The organism is Psychrobacter sp. AOP30-A2-5, assembly GCF_052378115.1.
Taxonomy (GTDB): domain Bacteria; phylum Pseudomonadota; class Gammaproteobacteria; order Pseudomonadales; family Moraxellaceae; genus Psychrobacter.
The window spans coordinates 413116-431363 of the sequence record NZ_JBQSXK010000001.1 but is presented as its reverse complement, the minus strand read 5'-3'; the positions used below and the strand labels follow the sequence as shown (position 1 = coordinate 431363).

Annotated in this window: 14 protein-coding genes; 1 reads left to right on the top strand and 13 read right to left on the bottom strand. The window is 44.1% G+C overall.

The window, feature by feature from the left end; genetic code table 11:
- Window positions 1-47: 47 nt before the first annotated feature.
- The 13 genes from ACT3S4_RS01795 to ACT3S4_RS01735 form a co-directional block, all read right to left on the bottom strand.
- Window positions 48-539 (bottom strand): molybdenum cofactor biosynthesis protein MoaE, encoded by a 492-nt coding sequence (locus ACT3S4_RS01795; RefSeq protein ID WP_444760293.1) that lies wholly within the window; start codon window positions 537-539, stop codon window positions 48-50.
- Between the two features lie 59 nt (window positions 540-598).
- Complete coding sequence (locus tag ACT3S4_RS01790) at window positions 599-889, bottom strand: MoaD/ThiS family protein (RefSeq protein ID WP_055125092.1); 291 nt, start codon at window positions 887-889, stop codon at window positions 599-601.
- Between the two features lie 60 nt (window positions 890-949).
- Entirely contained in the window at window positions 950-1468 is a 519-nt protein-coding gene (moaC, locus tag ACT3S4_RS01785; RefSeq protein ID WP_250162936.1) for a cyclic pyranopterin monophosphate synthase MoaC, read from the bottom strand.
- A gap of 35 nt (window positions 1469-1503) precedes the next feature.
- The gene (gene mobA, locus ACT3S4_RS01780) at window positions 1504-2313 is read right to left on the bottom strand and encodes a molybdenum cofactor guanylyltransferase (RefSeq protein WP_444760292.1); all 810 of its coding nucleotides are present in this window, start codon (window positions 2311-2313) and stop codon (window positions 1504-1506) included.
- A 3-nt stretch (window positions 2314-2316) separates the two neighbouring features.
- Window positions 2317-2847: a molybdenum cofactor biosynthesis protein B gene (gene moaB, locus ACT3S4_RS01775; protein ID WP_068404978.1), complete on the bottom strand. Its 531-nt coding sequence runs from the start codon at window positions 2845-2847 to the stop codon at window positions 2317-2319.
- Window positions 2848-2914: 67 nt separating this feature from the next.
- Window positions 2915-4030 carry a GTP 3',8-cyclase MoaA gene (moaA, locus tag ACT3S4_RS01770; RefSeq protein WP_444760291.1) on the bottom strand — a complete coding sequence of 372 codons (1116 nt, stop codon included), beginning with the start codon at window positions 4028-4030 and terminating at the stop codon, window positions 2915-2917.
- Window positions 4031-4364: 334 nt separating this feature from the next.
- Window positions 4365-5660 carry a molybdopterin molybdotransferase MoeA gene (locus ACT3S4_RS01765; protein ID WP_444760290.1) on the bottom strand — a complete coding sequence of 432 codons (1296 nt, stop codon included), beginning with the start codon at window positions 5658-5660 and terminating at the stop codon, window positions 4365-4367.
- A 144-nt stretch (window positions 5661-5804) separates the two neighbouring features.
- Window positions 5805-6704: a peptidylprolyl isomerase gene (locus tag ACT3S4_RS01760; protein WP_372862747.1), complete on the bottom strand. Its 900-nt coding sequence runs from the start codon at window positions 6702-6704 to the stop codon at window positions 5805-5807.
- Window positions 6705-7000: 296 nt separating this feature from the next.
- A complete protein-coding gene (gene narI / locus ACT3S4_RS01755) occupies window positions 7001-7726 on the bottom strand; it encodes a respiratory nitrate reductase subunit gamma (RefSeq protein ID WP_045447153.1) in 726 nt (241 codons plus the stop codon).
- Between the two features lie 14 nt (window positions 7727-7740).
- Complete coding sequence (gene narJ, locus ACT3S4_RS01750) at window positions 7741-8595, bottom strand: nitrate reductase molybdenum cofactor assembly chaperone (protein WP_444760289.1); 855 nt, start codon at window positions 8593-8595, stop codon at window positions 7741-7743.
- Window position 8596: 1 nt separating this feature from the next.
- Entirely contained in the window at window positions 8597-10135 is a 1539-nt protein-coding gene (gene narH, locus ACT3S4_RS01745; protein WP_055125087.1) for a nitrate reductase subunit beta, read from the bottom strand.
- Between the two features lie 122 nt (window positions 10136-10257).
- Window positions 10258-14016 (bottom strand): nitrate reductase subunit alpha, encoded by a 3759-nt coding sequence (locus ACT3S4_RS01740; RefSeq protein WP_444760288.1) that lies wholly within the window; start codon window positions 14014-14016, stop codon window positions 10258-10260.
- A 348-nt stretch (window positions 14017-14364) separates the two neighbouring features.
- The gene (locus ACT3S4_RS01735) at window positions 14365-15744 is read right to left on the bottom strand and encodes a NarK family nitrate/nitrite MFS transporter (protein WP_055125085.1); all 1380 of its coding nucleotides are present in this window, start codon (window positions 15742-15744) and stop codon (window positions 14365-14367) included.
- A gap of 401 nt (window positions 15745-16145) precedes the next feature.
- Here ACT3S4_RS01735 and ACT3S4_RS01730 point away from each other — a divergent pair, with 401 nt between their 5' ends.
- Window positions 16146-18179, top strand: a complete 2034-nt coding sequence (locus ACT3S4_RS01730) for a histidine kinase (protein WP_444760287.1) — start codon at window positions 16146-16148, stop codon at window positions 18177-18179.
- Window positions 18180-18248 lie beyond the last annotated feature (69 nt).

Genomic DNA, 18248 nt, shown 5'->3' with positions numbered 1-18248 from the left:
TTGCTAAAGGTTAGCTATCGCTTTGAGTAGTCATTTGAAGCGCATTATTACCCATTATTACTAAGCCATTTAGAGGAATCATCTTGGTAATATTCTTGCTTCCAAACTGGAATGTCGGCTTTAATAGTATCCAATATCCAGCGACAAGCATCAAAGGCAGGATAGCGATGCGCTGAGACGACGCCAACCCAAATAGCGACATCACCAATCTCTAATGCACCGATACGATGGATGGCAATGGCATGGGTAATCTCAAAGCGCTTTTTGGCTTCTTCAATAATGGCGCGACCTTGATTGATGGCAAGGTCTTCATAACCATAATAGGTCAAACGATTGACGCTACTGGCATTATTGTGATTGCGTACCCGTCCTTCAAAGCAGACAAACGCGCCGCAGCTGTCATTATCAAGTATGCTTTTAAGCCGACTTTCATCAATATCGGTATCTAAAAGTGCAAAACCATCACGTTCAGCGATGAGATACGCCTCATCGATGCTACGCTTGATGCTCATCGACTGCCCATGTACATTGTCTGTCATAACCATTTTCTCGTATTATTTTTAAGATTCTTAGTGATACAAATGATATTTAAATGGTTTTAACCACCAGCCACTGGGGTGATAAAAACCACGCTATCGCCGTCATAAATCTCATCGGTCCACTTGGCAAAATAGTCATTTACCGCCACGCGCAGCTCTGACTGCGGGCGACTAAAGCGATGCTTTTGGCGTAGTTGTTCGTACAATTCGGTCAATGAAGTCGACTGTGGCACCTTGATTTTTTCTTCATGGCAATTGGCTTCATCGGCTAAGCTGGCAAAATATAAGACGTTAATATTCATCAAGGCATCTATCTCTGAATTTGTATTGCTTTCTACTAAAGTGCTCATAGAAATCTCCATTATTTATTCATTACTAAGCTTTTTGTAGATGGTATTCATAAAGCCAATTTAAGCATGTTGATAGTCGGACTTACCGCCGGTTTTTTTCATGAGATGGATATTATCAATCACAATGTCATGCGAGATGGCTTTGGTCATATCATAAATGGTTAAGCAAGCGACACTGACGGCGGTTAATGCTTCCATTTCTACCCCAGTTTTATGAGTAACTTTGACGGTAGCAGTCACAGTGAGACTGTTTTGGTCATCATCGTATGCAAAGCTTAAGCTAATTTTATCTAAGGGCAAAGGATGGCAAAGTGGAATCAAGTCGTGGGTGCGTTTGGCTGCCATGATACCGGCAATATGAGCAGTCTGAGTGATGCTACCTTTTTTGGTCATGCCGTCAGCGGCTTTGATTTGCGTATAAATGTCTGCAGGAAAAACCACTTGTCCGCTTGCATGTGCTTCTCTGGTGCTAGCCGTTTTGCCACTCACATCGACCATGGTAATATCACCGTCGCTGTCTAAATGGGATAAGCCAGATTGATTGTTTTTATTATTGTTGTTCACTTGGTCGCTATTCATTTTTATTTCTCTTAAATGGTCAGTTTTTCTGAAAGCTAGTTTCTCTCAATAAACCTTTTTATAAGTCGTTTAGTTTGTAAGTCGTTTAAAGCTAAATAGGCATGCTCAAAATCTTTAGGCGTATTGAAATTGGTCAAATACTGCCAGTTTTTTGCAAAAGGGACGGGCTGCACAATCGGTTTAATAAACTTCATCACTTGCCGCTGTCCATCGTCAATATAATCCTTTAAATCAGGCTCAATACTTAAACGATATAAACCTAACAATGGATATAAATGACTGTCATCGGTCAGGCAAATAACAGTTTTATCAGGATTTTTCGTCATATAAGGTTGCAGTTTTTGCCATAAATCGGTGACAGGAATTAAGCTGTCACAGCTGATAACCATCAACCAAGATTGCTGCCAGCTTGCGTCTTTTGTTAATTGGTTTGAACTTACCAAACTCTTTAATGATTGCAGCGCTGCTTCAATCGCTACCAACGCGCCACCTGTTTCAATCGGCTTATCATCTTTTTTAGAAACACTTTTACTAGAAAGAGTGTTAGTAGAAAGATAATCAGTAATATGGAAAATTGGCGACGGCAGTTTTTTCTTAGACAAATCTGCATTGACGCTAAAACCACGTCCGTTATCAGCAATCATAATAGGTAGATTGCTCATCATCGCAGCGCTTAATTCAAGCGCTTGTCTGACATGATAATCAAGCAAACGCTCACCTGTTGGCAAGATAAGCTCAGCTTTTGGCGATCCCATACGTTTGGAGGCGCCGCCTGCTAAGATAACGATACCGGCTAAGCGGCTGAGTTCATCAGCTTTGATTAAGCTGTCTGCAACTTCCAGCATCAATCAATCGTGACCTGGATTGGTGCGCATAAAGTGCGGCACAAAGTTACAAGGGCGCGTGCGGCTATCGAGCTGCTCTTGTAAGATACCTTCCCACGCAGTGCGGCAAGCACCTGACGAACCGGGCAGGCAAAAAATGCCCGTACCGTTTGCCATACCAGCAACGGCGCGAGATTGGATGGTAGACATGCCGATATCGTCTTTTGAGATTAAGCGGAACATTTCGCCAAAGCCATCGACTGATTTATCAAATAATACGCCAACCGCTTCTGGCATACTGTCGCGGATATAAAAACCAGTACCGCCCGTGGTGATAATAGCGTGCACATCTGGGTCGGCAATCCAGTTACTGATGACGGCTCTGATTTTATAAATGTCATCAATTATCAGTTGACGATCTGCCAGCTGATGCCCTGCTGCGGACACTTGGTCGACCAAATACTGCCCTGAGGTGTCTTCTGCAAGAGTACGGCTGTCAGAAACCGTCAAGATGGCGATATTAAGCGGGGTAAAAGGGGCTTGCAGCTTACTCATGAATAATCCTTAATAAATAGGCTTGTTATAAAAAATGAGAAATTTAATTATTGGTATATTTTTGATTCTAACCACCAATCATCGACAAGTTATTCATCATGCCGCTATTGGATTCATGAAGATGATGATGTTCAGGTTTGATTGGCATAAAGCTATGGAGGGTATTAACAAGCCCTGCCACATCGTCTTGTTCCAGATGCTGACGAATATCGTAATTACCTTGGTCAAATAGGCATAAATGTACTTTGCCTTGACTGCTAACCCGTAAGCGATTGCAGCTATCACAAAAATGGGCAGCGTAAGGGGCAATCATACCGATACGACCTTTATAATCTGGATGGCTGTATTCTATCGCTGGTCCATCGTTGCTGCCACGTATATGAGTTTGCCAGCCATTTTTTAATAAGTAATTGGTAATAATATCGGACTGTGCATGCTGCGCAAAAAATAAATCGCTATTATCACTGGTCTGCATAAATTCAATAAAGCGATAAGTGACCGCTCTGTTTTTAACATAGTCGATGGCATTCATCAGATTTTCAAAGGCAGTTTCTGCCATTAAAATACTGTTAATCTTTAGCTTAATATCTGTGGTTGCCAGTAAGGTATCCATATCAGCTAAGAGCTGCGGCAACATATCAAAGCCAGTCATCTTATGAAAAGTCGCGGCATCAAAGCTGTCCATACTGATATTCAGCTGATTCAGCCCAGCGGCTTGCCAGCTAGCTAAGTGCTTACCAAGCTTATAACCATTACTGGTCATGGCAACGGTTTCAATGCCTTTGGTGTTTTTGATGGTTCTGATAATGTCTACCACGTCACGACGTATAGAAGGTTCGCCGCCTGTAATCCTGACTTTTTTAGTACCAACTTCCGCAAATCCGCGGATTAACGTGGCAATTTCAGTAACGCTAAGCTCGTTTTGTGGTGGTTTGCCTTGATAGCCATCTGGCAGGCAATATTCACAGCGAAAATTACAGAAATCAGTAATCGATAGACGCAAATAGGTGAGACGTCGTGCGAAACCATCGGTTAATGGTTGAGAGAGCGTGACCGGAAAATACGTCGACGTGCTAGCAGCTCTCGTCGCAACGTTCGATGATGAGTCACCATCAAAAATAACGGGTGCAGCGGCAGGCGAATACAATTGCGCATTACCTAGGGTAGGGGCAAGATGGTTCATAGATGATTACCATTAATATTAAGTATAGTGTGTACTTTTAGGCGTTGCCTCAGGTTGTGAGTGGGAAGTTCTATTTAGTTATGATTATGACAGTTTACACGCAAATAACCATTCACCGTAAGTGACCCAAAAACTACCACTAAAGTAGTAGATGCTACTTGGTTGTGATTCTTAAAATCAACATACGCCACAAGCAGTTTCTCATGATTCATGGCTAATCAACAGTATAAAGAGTTATTAACTGTGTAACTCTTTACACCCTTGATTAGCCATGCAGCTTTTTAGCTATACTGTTATTAATGATTCAATTATTTAGCTGTTTTTTAGCTATTATTCAGCGATGCAACCAAGGGAAAGGTTGCACTTTTACGGTTTCACCAGCGGGTACATTGCCAGAATCTTGTGCTAGTACAATAAAGCAATTGGCGTGGCTTAGTTGTTTGATACGGTGCGATTGTTGCTTGGTAAAGCTTTCAACTTGGAAATCGCCAAGTTCGTTTTGGGACAATATACCTCTTTGAAAATCCATCCGTCCTGTTGATTTTTTGACATCATTTTTAAGCGTTGCAGTGAGACTTAACTGCATGGGTCGCTCTTGTGGCGCAGCGCCTGCCATTTGCCACAAGGCTGGGATCACAAATTGTAGGCTACCAACGATGGTCGATAGCGGATTGCCGGGTAAGCCAAAATATAGCACGGGCTTGGCAAGATCTTTAGTTAGCTCGCCAAAGACAAATGGCTTACCGGGTTTCATCGCAACTTTATAGTGGTTAATCTGCCCAAGCTGCTCAATAACCGTGGTTAAAAAGTCATAGTCGCCAACCGATACGCCAGCCGTAGAGATAAGGACGTCGCACTCTTGCATGGCTTGGGTTACGGCGGTGGTGGTTTTGTCTAAATCATCAGCAATGATGCCATAATCACGAATAGTAATGGGTAAATCAGCGAGTAAGCTTTTTAGGGTAGGCGTGTTCGAGTTATAGATTTGCGCCAAACTCGTCAGCTCATTGCCAATGGCCACTAGCTCATCACCGGTTGCGAGTACACCAACGGTTAAAGGCTGATAGACCGTCACTTGACCAAAGCCCAAATTCGCCAATAAGCTAATATCAGCAGGATTTAGGCGTTTACCTTTTAATAAAACCGCTTCGCCAACTTCAATTTCTTCGCCTTGTTTACGGATATTATCATCAGGCTTAGCGTCTTGACTGAGAGTAATAGCATAAGGGTGTGATTTATCAATGCTATCTTTTATGGCGGTAAAGTTGGTATTTTCTTGCATAATGACCGTATCACAGCTGTCAGGAACGACCGCACCGGTAAAAATACGCACCCCTTGTCCTGCTGAAATGTCGCCACTATAAGGACTGCCCGCTTGTGATTCACCCACGATATCAATCGTGCTGTCTGCTGCAAGCACGCTGTCTTTAGCGATCGCATAACCATCCATCGCCGATAGATTTTGTCTTGGTATAGCAAAAGGCGAGACGATATCTTCTGCCAATATATGATGACGGCTGTCTAATAAGTCGTAGCTTGCGACCACTCTTTTATATAGCGGATAGTCGTTAGTATTATAAGTTTCTATGCGCTGCTGTATTTCAGAGATAAGTCCTGCAACCGTAATCATAAACGTCTACTCATTTTATTAATATTGAACTGTGTTATTGATATTGAACGACACATAGCATAAAAAGGGTGTTGTATCACAAGAACCTTTATACCATAGCAGCTACTTTATAACATAAGAATTAAGTGACCGACAGCGGACTGCTTAGCCACGGAATATATTCTCTTGCTCAAGCGTCATCTCGATACCTTGGATATCAGCTTCATGCGCTAAGGTAAACAAGTAATCGCATAATGATTGGTGAAAGGCTTGTTGGCTCAGTTTATTATGGATCGCAGGGCTGACTTGCTCATAAGTCATCTGTATCCCAGGTTCTTTATTGAGCACCTCAACGATATGAAAACCGTAACGGCTTTCAATAGGGCTTGGCGCAAGTCCTTTATCGAGCTTAAACAATACACCTTCAAATTCTGGTACGGTTTGACCTTTGCTAATCACACCCAGTTCGCCACCTTGCTCTTTTGAAGGGCAAGCAGAATGCTGGCGTGCTAACTGGATAAATTCTGCATCAGGATTGGCGTTATTTTTGATTTGTTCGATAAACTCATACGCGGTCTTTTTAAGTTTTAAGCGTTCATCGCCATCTTCAGGCGGGCATGCCAATAAAATATGGCGTACAGTCATGATGGGATCAGTTTTAAAGTCAGTCATATTCTGCTTATAATAGCGCTCACAGGTTGCCATATCTGGCATCGTTGCTTGAACGTTTTTGTCTATTAAAGTAGAGATAGCTTGCTCTTCGTCGTTTTCCCATGCTGCTTCACCAAGGCTTGGCTCATCTAAAACCGCCAATCTCAGTAATTCGCGCACAACCAGTGCTTGCGTCGCTAAAAAGACGGCGTCTTCTTTGTTTTCTGCTGGATGATATTGCAGCTCTTGGGCGATATTGGTTCTATCTATCATCACCCCATTGACCGTCACTGAAGGCAGCTCATCACGGCTAGAGGCAATCAGGTTTTTATGGTTACTGCGCTCTTCTGCCATTGCTTTTTCGATGAACTCTTGGTCAGAATGCGGTTTTTGCAAATCAGACAAGGTTGGCATTACTCTAAGAATATCATCACCGCGACCAGTAGGAGTGTGATCGGCATGACTGTGACTGTGATTGTCATTATCATGGCTGTGATGTTTACCACTGTGCACATGAGCGTTTTGGTTGGTCGCATGGTCGGCTGGATTGTAGGTACTGACAGTCATGGCTTTGCTCCACTAAGGATTCTGGTAATAGAAATTCTAAAATATAGGGCGTGTTGATTCATCGTTAAAGGTAGGGTAAAGAGCAGTATCTAGGTGAGGGTAGGGTTAAAAATGCCATTCCATTTAGATACTGCTCTACAGCCTTACTGAGAGTTCTTTTGTCTGACAATTTGATAGCGACGGCCGAAATACCAAATTGGCGCGCTGATGATATGAATAAGCCGTGTAAACGGAAATATCGCAATCAGGGTGATGCCTAGCGCCATATGCAGCTGATAAATTAAGTCAGTTTGCTCAATGCGCGCCGCTGCCTGCAAAGGTCTTAAAATTGTGATGTCCTGTGCCCAGCCTGCCAAATTCATCATGGTGTAGCCATCTAAATGCTTCACTGACGTAAAGATGGACAGCAGACCCAAGTTCAGCTGGATAAATAACAGCACCAGTACTAGCTTGTCTGAGAACGATGAGGTGTTTGAGATACGGTCATCGGTAAAGCGTCGCCACATGAGCATGACTAAGCCAAACCAACAAAACACGCCTGCGATACCCCCAACGACCACTGCTAAAATCTGCTTATGTCCGGCGCTGATAAATCTGTCATAGAGAAAATGCGGCGTCAACATTCCAAATAAATGACCGAGGAGCACCACGATAATGCCAACGTGGAATAAGTTGCTGGCAAGGCGCATGTTTTTGCTTCTGAGCATCTGCGTCGAGCCTGTCTTCCATGAATACTGAGATAAATCAAAACGTACCCAAGTACCAATAATAGCGATGGTCAATGCCACATACGGATAAACGCCAAAAAGGAAAATTTGTAGCCAGTTTAGGTTGGCTAAAGACTGCACACTAGGATCTGCGATATTCATGTCCTTTCTCCTTATTATGATTTAACCGGCTGGTTGGTTTTAAAATCTACCCAGTGCACTGGGGCATCGACCGCATTAGCAGCAGAGGCATTTTTTATACCAGCTTTTGCTGCAAGGTTTTGGGTACTTGTTTGTGACGGGCAGCGCTCTTCTTGTTGCGCATCCAAAAACGTCACCACTTCTTCTTCCCATTCTTTATCTAATGCTTCAAAGCTGTCATCACGCTTCTCTTTGCTGATTTTTTCTTGATACTCTTCAACGATATCGAGCGGTTTACCAGCGATTTGCAATAGCGCATTGAAGCAGCCTTTATACAAGCTACCGCGACCCTCTAATCTGGCGGCAAGCAAAGCGAGGATATGGCTCACATCAGCGATATCCATACGAATTTGAATGTCGTCTTCAATAATGGTTGCTTGATACGCTAAAAATTCGAGATATAAAGGCAGATAATCAGGCAGCTCTTTGACGCTAATCTCAAAGCCCGCTTCTTGATATTGACCCATCAAATCGACCATCGCTTGACCACGGTCGCGCGACTCGCCATGTACGTGCTCAAACAACCACAATGATAAAGAACGACCGCGCTCAAACAGACCGTCATAACGCGCTTGCGCCTCAAGAGAGCCGGTATCGATTAAATCTTCAATCAAATCGATGATTTGTGTCCGTACTTCTGGGCTAATCAGTGTTGATTTAGCGACAATCTCTGTGCAATCGGCAAGCGTATCACCGAGAAACAGCTCATTACTTGGATAGTCGATAAGTAGACTGAGTACCTTGAGTAGCTTCAAATTCGAGTTGCCGATGGTTGGTTGGGTAATTGGCTCATGCACTGAAGTGCTGTTATTAAGTTGAGTAGTTTGCATCTTATGACTCCCACTTTTGGACAGTATCGATGAAATCGCGGCGATTGGTTTTGCGTTGTCCAAACATGCTATTGTCCGAATGTCCTGAACAGCCTTCGCCAAAGGTGAATCCGCAACCATTACGCTCAGCGAATGCATCACTCAATGCTTCTTCACGATGCGCCGTTGGAATCACAAAGCGATCTTCGTAGTTAGCAATAGCGAGATAGCGATACATCTCTTCCACTTGCAGCTTGGTCAAACCCACATCATCCAAGATACTTTGGACTTCTTGTTTTTCAACCAATTGCATACGCTTGTAGCTACGCATAGCAAGTAGGCGCTTCAATGCCAAACGTACTGGCTCTTCATCGCCTGCGGTAAGCATGTTTGCTAAATAGCGCAGTGGAATACGTAAACTGTCGACATCTGGAATGAGACCATCCATACCGACTTTGCCTGCTTCAGCAGCATTTTGAATCGGTGATAATGGCGGTACATACCAAACCATCGGTAGCGTGCGGTATTCAGGGTGTAGCGGTAGCGCAAGCTTCCAATCCATCGCTAGCTTATAAACTGGTGAGCGCTGGGCTGAATCAATGACCGATTGCGGTACACCGTCTTTTAATGCTTGGGCTATAACAGCAGGGTCATTTGGATCTAAAAATACATCCAACTGCGCTTGATAAAGGTCTTGCTCGTTAGGGGTGCTTGCTGCTTCAGCGATTTTGTCAGCATCATAAAGCAGTACGCCCAAGTAGCGGATACGACCAACACAAGTCTCTGAACAAACCGTTGGCAAGCCTGCTTCAATACGCGGATAACAGAAAATACATTTTTCAGATTTACCCGATTTCCAGTTGTAATAAATTTTCTTATAAGGGCAGCCTGAGATACACATGCGCCAACCGCGACATTTTTCTTGGTCAATCAAGACGATGCCATCTTCTTCACGCTTATAAATCGCGCCACTTGGGCATGATGCGACGCACGTAGGGTTCAAGCAATGCTCGCAAAGACGCGGCAAATACATCATAAAGGTGTTTTCGTATTCGCCATAAATCTCCGCTTGAATGTTGTCGAAGTTTTTATCTTTACGACGTTTTTCAAACTCTGAACCTAAGATTTCTTCCCAGTTAGGACCCCATTCAATCTTTTGCATACGTTTGCCGGTGATGGCTGAGCGCGGGCGAGCAATAGGCTGATGGTTGCTGATAGGGGCGGTATGTAGATGCTGATAATCAAAATCAAACGGTTCGTAATAATCATCAATCTCTGGCAAATCAGGGTTGGCAAAGATATTGGCCAATACTCGAAATTTACCACCGATGCGCGGATTGATGGTGCCGTTGGCATTACGTATCCAGCCGCCTTTCCATTTGGTTTGGTTTTCCCACTCTTTGGGATAGCCGATACCGGGTTTTGACTCAACGTTGTTAAACCACGCATATTCCATACCTTCACGGCTGGTCCAGACGTTTTTACAGGTGACTGAGCAGGTGTGACAACCGATACATTTATCAAGGTTAAGCACCATGCCGACTTGCGAACGAATTTTCATGGATCTGTGCTCCAAATATTAGTAGAAAAAGCAGCCTTTATTCTTCATTGATGTCGTTTCAAAAGATGTCGTTTTAAAAATATGTCTTTTAAAACGACGGATTTTCAATAGAAGAAAACGCTTTAATCCTCAATGGTGGTTGGTAATGGGCGTGGTAATTCGTTATCGGGTTTGTCCTCGAGCCAATCGATTTTTGACATCTTACGAATCACGACAAACTCGTCACGGTTACAGCCAACAGTGCCATAATAGTTAAAGCCATAAGACTGCTGGGCATAGCTACCAATCATGTGGGTCGGCTTCAAAATCGTCCGAGTGACCGAGTTATGAATACCGCCGCGCGTGCCTGTTTGCTCAGAACCGGGAATATTGACCAGTTTTTCTTGGGCGTGATACATCATGGTCATGCCTTCTTTGACCCGCTGGCTGACGATGGCACGAGCGGTGATAGCACCATTGGCATTGAACAGCTCAATCCAATCGTTATCGACGATGCCAGCTTTTTGAGCATCGACTTCCGACATCCAAACACAAGGGCCGCCACGGCTTAGGGTTAGCATGAGCAAGTTTTCAGAGTAGGTACTGTGGATGCCCCATTTTTGGTGTGGTGTTAAGAAGTTCAGGACAATCTCTTTATTACCATTTGGCTTAGCGTCTTTGAGCAGCTCAGTGGTCTTGGTATCAATCGGTGGACGATACTGCTGCATTTGCTCGCCAAACGCCTGCATCCAAGGATGGTCTTGATAAAACTGCTGGCGACCAGTAATCGTGCGCCAAGGAATCAGCTCATGGACGTTGGTATAACCGGCGTTATAACTGACTTCATCTGATTCAATACCTGACCACGTTGGGCTTGAGATGATTTTGCGTGGTTGGGCGACGATATCTTTAAAGCGGATTTTTTCATGTTCGCTAGATTTAGCAAGGTGAGTATGGTCGCGACCGGTGAACTCAGAGAGTGCAGCCCAGCCTTTTACCGCCACATGACCATTGGTTTCAGGCGCGAGCATCAAAATCATCTCAGAAGCGTTAATCGCCGTATTAAGACGCGGTCTGCCTTCAGAGATACCCGTTTCAGTCACACGGTGATTTAAATCGCCAAGCTGTTTGACCTCGGTTTTCATATCCCAATTCAGACCTTTGGAGCCATTGCCTAATTTTTCTAGGGCAGGGCCCATAGAAGTAAACTTCTTGTAAGTGTTTGGATAATCACGCTCAACCACTTTAATCATCGGGCAGTTTTTACCCGGTACAGGTTTTTCGCCAGCCGTTTTCCAGTCAGTGCCACCAAATGGCTGGGCCAATTCACCCGGCGTGTCATGTTGCATCGGCAAAGTAACGACGTCAGTCTCAACGCCTAAGTGACCTTTTGATACTTCAGAGAAGCTCTTGGCAATGCCTTTATAAATTTCCCAATCGGTTTTAGATTCCCACGCAGGGTCGGTTGCCGCAGTTAATGGGTGGATAAAGGGGTGCATGTCGGAGGTATTCATGTCATCTTTTTCGTACCACGTTGCTGTTGGTAGTACGATGTCAGAATACAAACAGGTAGATGACATACGGAAGTCTAGGGTGACAACCAAATCTAATTTGCCAGTAGGGCCTTTTTCTACCCAATCAACTTCTTTTGGTTGCAGGTGACCCTCTGCATTTTCCTTATTGAGCAAGCCGTTTTTGGTGCCCAAGAAATAATGCAGCATATATTCATGGCCTTTACCTGATGAGCCCAATAAGTTTGAGCGCCAGATAAACATATTGCGCGGGAAGTTGTCAGGATTATCAGGGGATTCACAAGCAAAGCGTAAGCTGCCGTCTTGTAGAGAATCGACCACATACTCTTCCACATCTTTGCCGCAATCGGCGGCTTTGGCGGCGATGGTCAGTGGGTTACGATTGAGTTGTGGTGCTGAAGGCAACCAGCCTGCGCGTTCTGCTTGGATGTTGTAATCAAGCATATGCTCAGGGAAAAACTTTTTATCAACGAGAGGCGAGAGGATTTCATGGGCAGAGATGGTCTCATGACGCCACTGTGAGCTGTGATTGTAAAAGAAGCTCGTGCCATTCATATGACGCGGCGGACGATGCCAATCAAGCGCAAATGCCAATGGCAACCAGCCGGTTTGAGGGCGTAGTTTTTCTTGCCCAACATAATGCGCCCAGCCGCCGCCAGATTTACCGATACAGCCGCATAGCATGAGCATGTTAATCACGCCGCGATAATTCATATCGAGGTGATACCAGTGGTTCATACCCGCGCCGATGATAATCATCGATTTACCATGAGTTTTATGGGCGTTTTCAGCGAATTCACGCGCGACTTGGATGACGCGCTCACGGCTCAGACCGGTGATGACTTCTTGCCAAGCAGGTGTGCCCGGTACGGTTGCATCGTTATAATCGTCGGTGACGTGCTCGCCGCCGACACCATTATCAACCCCAAGGTTGGCAACGGTTAAATCAAAGACGGTCGCCACGATAGCGGTGCTGCCATCGGCCAAAGTAATGGTTTTACAGGGGACGGTTTTTTGCTGTATCGCTTCGCCTGGTACTGAGGTGAAATGCGGATGATCCACATGACCAAAGTAATCAAAGCCGACTTTGCAGGTTTCATTGCTGTCTTTTAAAGTCAGCGTTAGGTCAATATCTGCGCCTGTGGTGCCGTTTTTTTGTTCAAGATTCCATTTGCCTTTTTCGCCCCAACGGTAGCCGATTGAGCCAAGTGGAGAAACCAGCTCGCCATCACTGTTTAGACCGATGGTTTTCCATTCAGGATTGTTTTCTTGACCTAAATTATCGATTAAGTCAGAAGCACGCAGATAGCGACCCGCATGGCGCGCGCCTTCTTCACCTTCTAGCATGACGAGCACAGGTAAGTCGGTATAGCGCTTGGCGTAATCTAAGAAATAGTCACTAGGCTGCTTAAGATAAAACTCTTTGATAATCACATGACAAAATGCTTGCGCGACTGCCGCATCAGTACCTTGTTTTGGGTTTAACCATAAATCAGTTAATTTCGATACTTCCGCATAGTCAGGGGTGATAGAGACGGTTTTGGTGCCTTTATAACGCACTTCGGTAAAAAAATGCGCGTCAGGTGTACGCGTTTGCGGAACGTTTGAGCCCCACGCAATAATATAGTCAGAGTTATACCAATCGGCTGATTCTGGCACGTCGGTTTGCTCGCCCCAAACCATTGGCGAGGCTGGCGGCAGGTCACAATACCAATCATAGAAAGATAAGCAGACACCACCAATCAACGATAAATAACGACTACCGGCGGCGTAACTGACCATCGACATCGCAGGAATCGGAGAGAAGCCAACGATACGGTCAGGACCAAAGGTTTTGGCAGTATAGACGTTACTAGCGGCGATGATTTCATTAACTTCTGCCCACGTTGAGCGAATAAAACCGCCCAAACCGCGCTTGGATTTATACTGTTCTGCTTTGATAGGGTCTTGGACAATGCTGCCCCAAGCATCGACAGGATCAGGATACTGCGCTTTGGCTTCACGCCATAATTTTAGAAGCGGCTTACGTACTTTAGGGTATTTCACACGGTTCGCTGAATACATGTACCAGCTATAACTTGCGCCACGAGGACAGCCACGCGGTTCGTGGTTTGGTAAGTCTGGACGGGTTTCAGGATAGTCAGTTTGCTGCGTCTCCCACGTGACCAAGCCGTTTTTTACATAAATTTTCCATGAGCAAGAGCCGGTACAGTTGACCCCATGCGTTGACCGCACGACTTTGTCATACTGCCAACGGCTACGATACACATTTTCCCAGTCACGAGACTCATCGCGCGTCTCACCATGCCCATCGGAGAATTCGCCCTTTTTACGTTTAAAAAAACGGAATTGGTCGAGTAAATGGCTCATTTCGCTATCCTCTGTATTATTGCCTATGGGGTATCTAAAGCTGAATGGCGTGGTAAAAACAACCCTTTGCCCAAGCTGTAAATGTTTTTCGATGGTATTATTTTAAGTAAGCCATCGCCCTCTTGCTATCCGCTAACATGAGCAGAGCACTACCACCTTAGTAGTAGCGGTAAATGATAAAATTAGCTTAAAAAATCGTTAAGTATTTATGAGTTGGGCTTATTTATAAGCAAAATATGGATTGGTGAAAATAAAAAAAGTGCTACTTACGCTGGCAAGTAGCACTATAAAGAGAGATGTTTTTAATTTAAAAATCTGTTTTTAGAGGATGATTTATACAAGGCTGCTTTAGCAAGGAATCTCAGCATTAGGGCGACTGTAATACCACCATGTCAACACAATACAGAGAACATAAAAGACAATTAAAGCGATAAAAGTACCATCAACACCCAGCCCTGAACCAAACATTTTTGGGACAAAGAATGCGCCATAGGCCGCTATCGCTGAGGTAAAGCCAACCACTGCTGCTGATTCTTTACGTATCTCGACAAACAAGTCCTCTGTACCTGCTTTTTGAGGTTCAAGGCGTTCATGAAAGGTTCTGAAGATAACGGGAATCATGGTAAAGGTAGAGCCGTTACCGATACCCGTGGTAATAAACAGCACCATAAAGGAGATAAAGTATCCGACAAAGCTGCCCTCATGAGTCTCGCTAGGGAGGAAATACATCACCGCCACTACCGCCAATACCATCACGATATAGTTCCAAAAAGTCACTTTTGCGCCACTGGTTTTATCAGATATCCAGCCACCTAAGGGGCGAAATAGCGCACCAACTAAAGGACCCAAGAAGGCAAATTTAAGCGCATCAATGGCGGGAAATGAGTTTTTAATTAGCATCGGAAACGCGGCTGAAAAACCAATGAACGAGCCAAAGGTTGCCATATATAGGATACACATGATCCAGTTATGTTTGCGTTTAAAGATAACGGATTGGTCTTTAAAGGAAGCTTTAGCAGTGGCAATATCGTTCATGCCAAACCATGCCAGTGCTGAAAATAGCAGAATAAAGGGTACCCAAATAAAGCCTGCATTTTGTAGATAGAACAGCTGACCGCTTGCAGAGACTTGTGGGTCGCCGCCTAAGCTACCAAAGGCTGCTACCAATATAATCATCGGTACAACGAACTGCATCACCGACACGCCAAGGTTACCCAAACCCGCGTTTAGCCCAAGAGCAGTGCCCTGTTCTGCTTTTGGAAAGAAGAACGAGATGTTGGACATGGAGGAGGCAAAGTTACCACCACCGAAGCCACAAAGTAGGGCAATGATGGCAAATATCATAAATGGCGTATCAGGGTTCTGAACCGCAAAGCCCATCCATAATGCTGGAATTAACAGGGATAAGGTAGATATTGCTGTCCAACGTCGCCCACCAAAGATAGGCACCATAAAAGAATAAAAAATTCGCAGCGTTGCCCCTGATAGTCCGGGCAGCGCGGCGAGCCAAAACAACTGCCCATCATCAAAATCAAAACCAATCTCTGGCAGACGGACGATGACGGCACTCCATACCATCCATACTGCAAACGCCAATAGCAACGATGGAATGGATATCCATAAATTTCTACGCGCAACCTTTTTGCCGCCTCCTTCCCAAAATTCTTCTACTTCAGGTCGCCAGTCAGTGATGAGCTTACCACCTTTAAAGTTGTAATTATTGCCCATGTTATTCCTCACTTAGTATCAGCTATGCCTAGTTATGTTCAGTATTTTTTATCATCAAATGGCTGTCTAAACTTACAGTAAACCGTAGCGCTTACTCTTGTTATTGTTGATAACAAAGAGCCGCCATAATGGCTTATGAGCGCTATGAATCACTTGCTCTATCAAAAAATGATAACTCACGGTACTGTGTTATCACGGTGAGTAGTATTCATACATAGTGGTATACTGATGACTAAAAGGGGTATATTGCGGGCAGGTTTATCAATAAAGTTTTGCTTGTCGATGGACTGATAAGTGTGCTGTAGTATTTTTTATGCTGTGTGTTTTTTGCTTTTGCGACGTTCAATTTTAAGATCTCAAATCTTTTGTGCGGCAAATGTTTGATGGGAGCGCTATTAATCATGTCTAATCTACGACGGCAGTCTTTGTTCCTTCATACTTGGATTGCTATTACGATCATCGCTACTTTGTTTTTGATGTCAGCGATAGGCAGCGGTGCGCTCGCTTGGGTCGCAAAGTCTGATGCTGAGGCGATTAATACCGCAGGCTCGATACGCATGGCAACGTATCGTATTAGCTTTCAGCTAGCGACTGACTTTGCGGATAACCATCCCTTTAGCTCAAGCCTAAATATCAAACAAGATGGCTTAGATAGTGACAATGCGCCGCAGGTAGAAAAGCAAGACAGACTGGATTTCTCTAATAAAAGTGAGTCTGAAAAAATAGACATACTGGTTGAAGACATGGAGAGTCGTCTCAACAAATTACAAGCGTATCAACTGACCAGTGCCAACAGAGATAAGGCGATCAGTGAGCAATGGAGCCAGATAAAATCACAATGGTTTCGTGATTTAAAACCAGCATTGTTGGCACAAGACAAGCAAGGCTTTTATAGTGATTCAACCAAGTATATTGACGATGTTAATCGTTTTGTTGGCGCGTTACAGGATAGAAATGAGCAGCGTCAGACATGGCAGCAAAATCTACAAATACTCTCACTGATACTGAGCATGATTATTATGCTGATAGGCGTACGGAGATTACAGAACTCAGTGCTAACGCCTATTCAACAACTCATTAAAGCCAATCGGGCGTTTAAAGAAGGCAAATATGATACGAGAGTGTCTATCAGCGGTTATAGAGAATTTGAAGCACTTGGCAATTCTTTTAACGGTATGGCCAGTACCATTGAGAGGTATCAGCGCTCACTTGAGAGTGAGGTACAGACAAAGACCCAGCATCTGGTAAAAGCCAACCAAGCCTTATCATTGTTTTATGATTTCTCAAAGCAATTGACCAGTAGTCCTGTGAGCTTACATCGGCTTGATGAATTGATTACTGGCTTTGGGTGTATATTCCCATATTTAGATTTTACGCTGTGTATCCAAAGCAATATTCTCACCAATAAAAACTCTATAGCCCTACACGATGATAGGATGAAGGAGCTATGTACCAAACTCACTTGTGAAAGCTGCTCTATTAAAGAAGACGTTTATACCAAAACGTTTCCGATTATTCATCAAGATATAGAGTTTGGTGAGCTAAAGGTAAGACCGAAATCTGTCTTAATGACCAATAAAGCTTATGCAGAAGATGAGAAAAAAAGCGAGGAAGATTCAACACGCATCAAAGTAGTAGAGGTGGATAGTAGTTATTTAATTGCTAAAAACAATGAGTTGATTGTTGTGCTGACCAATCTCGTCAGCACCGCCTTATCGCTACGCAGACAAAGGCAGCAAGACCATCAGCTTATTCTACTTGAAGAGCGCTCGACCATTGCTAGGGAGTTGCATGATTCTTTAGCACAGTCATTGTCTTATCTAAAAATACAAGTCAGCGTGCTCGAAAAACATTTGCAACTGTCTGCTGATAAAGACAGTGGGCTGGTGGTATTTGATGAGCAAAGTCAAATCAAGGTTGGGCAGCATATCAGTCAAATAAAAATGGGTCTGAACTCTGCTTATCATGAGCTGCGAGACTTATTGACGACTTTTCGCTTGACGATTGATAGCGGCACTTTTGATGAAGCTTTATATGAGGCGGCTGATGAGTTTGCTGTAAAAGGGCAGTTTGACATAAAGGTCAACAATCAAATCCTATCCTTGAATCTAACGGCAACGGAACAAGTGCATCTCATTCAAATTATAAGGGAGGCGTTGTCGAATATCAGTCGCCATGCCCACGCTAACAGCGTCACTATCGATTTGGTTTATGATGATGAAAGTAATTATGTAGCGATGATGGTCAATGATGACGGCATCGGCATATCAGGGACTGTCAATCAGACCCAGCATCATGGTCTAATGATTATGAAAGAGCGTGCCTATAAATTAGGCGGTGATTTGATTATCTCTAATAATGTACCCGCAGGTACCAGCGTCATTGTCAGGTTTGTACCCAGTTTCTTTACGGATTATATGGCTGAGCAAAACTAAGTGAATAGGCTTAGTAAACGCTCTTAACCACTGCATTGTGTTTTTTGTAGCATTTTTCAATTTGTGAGT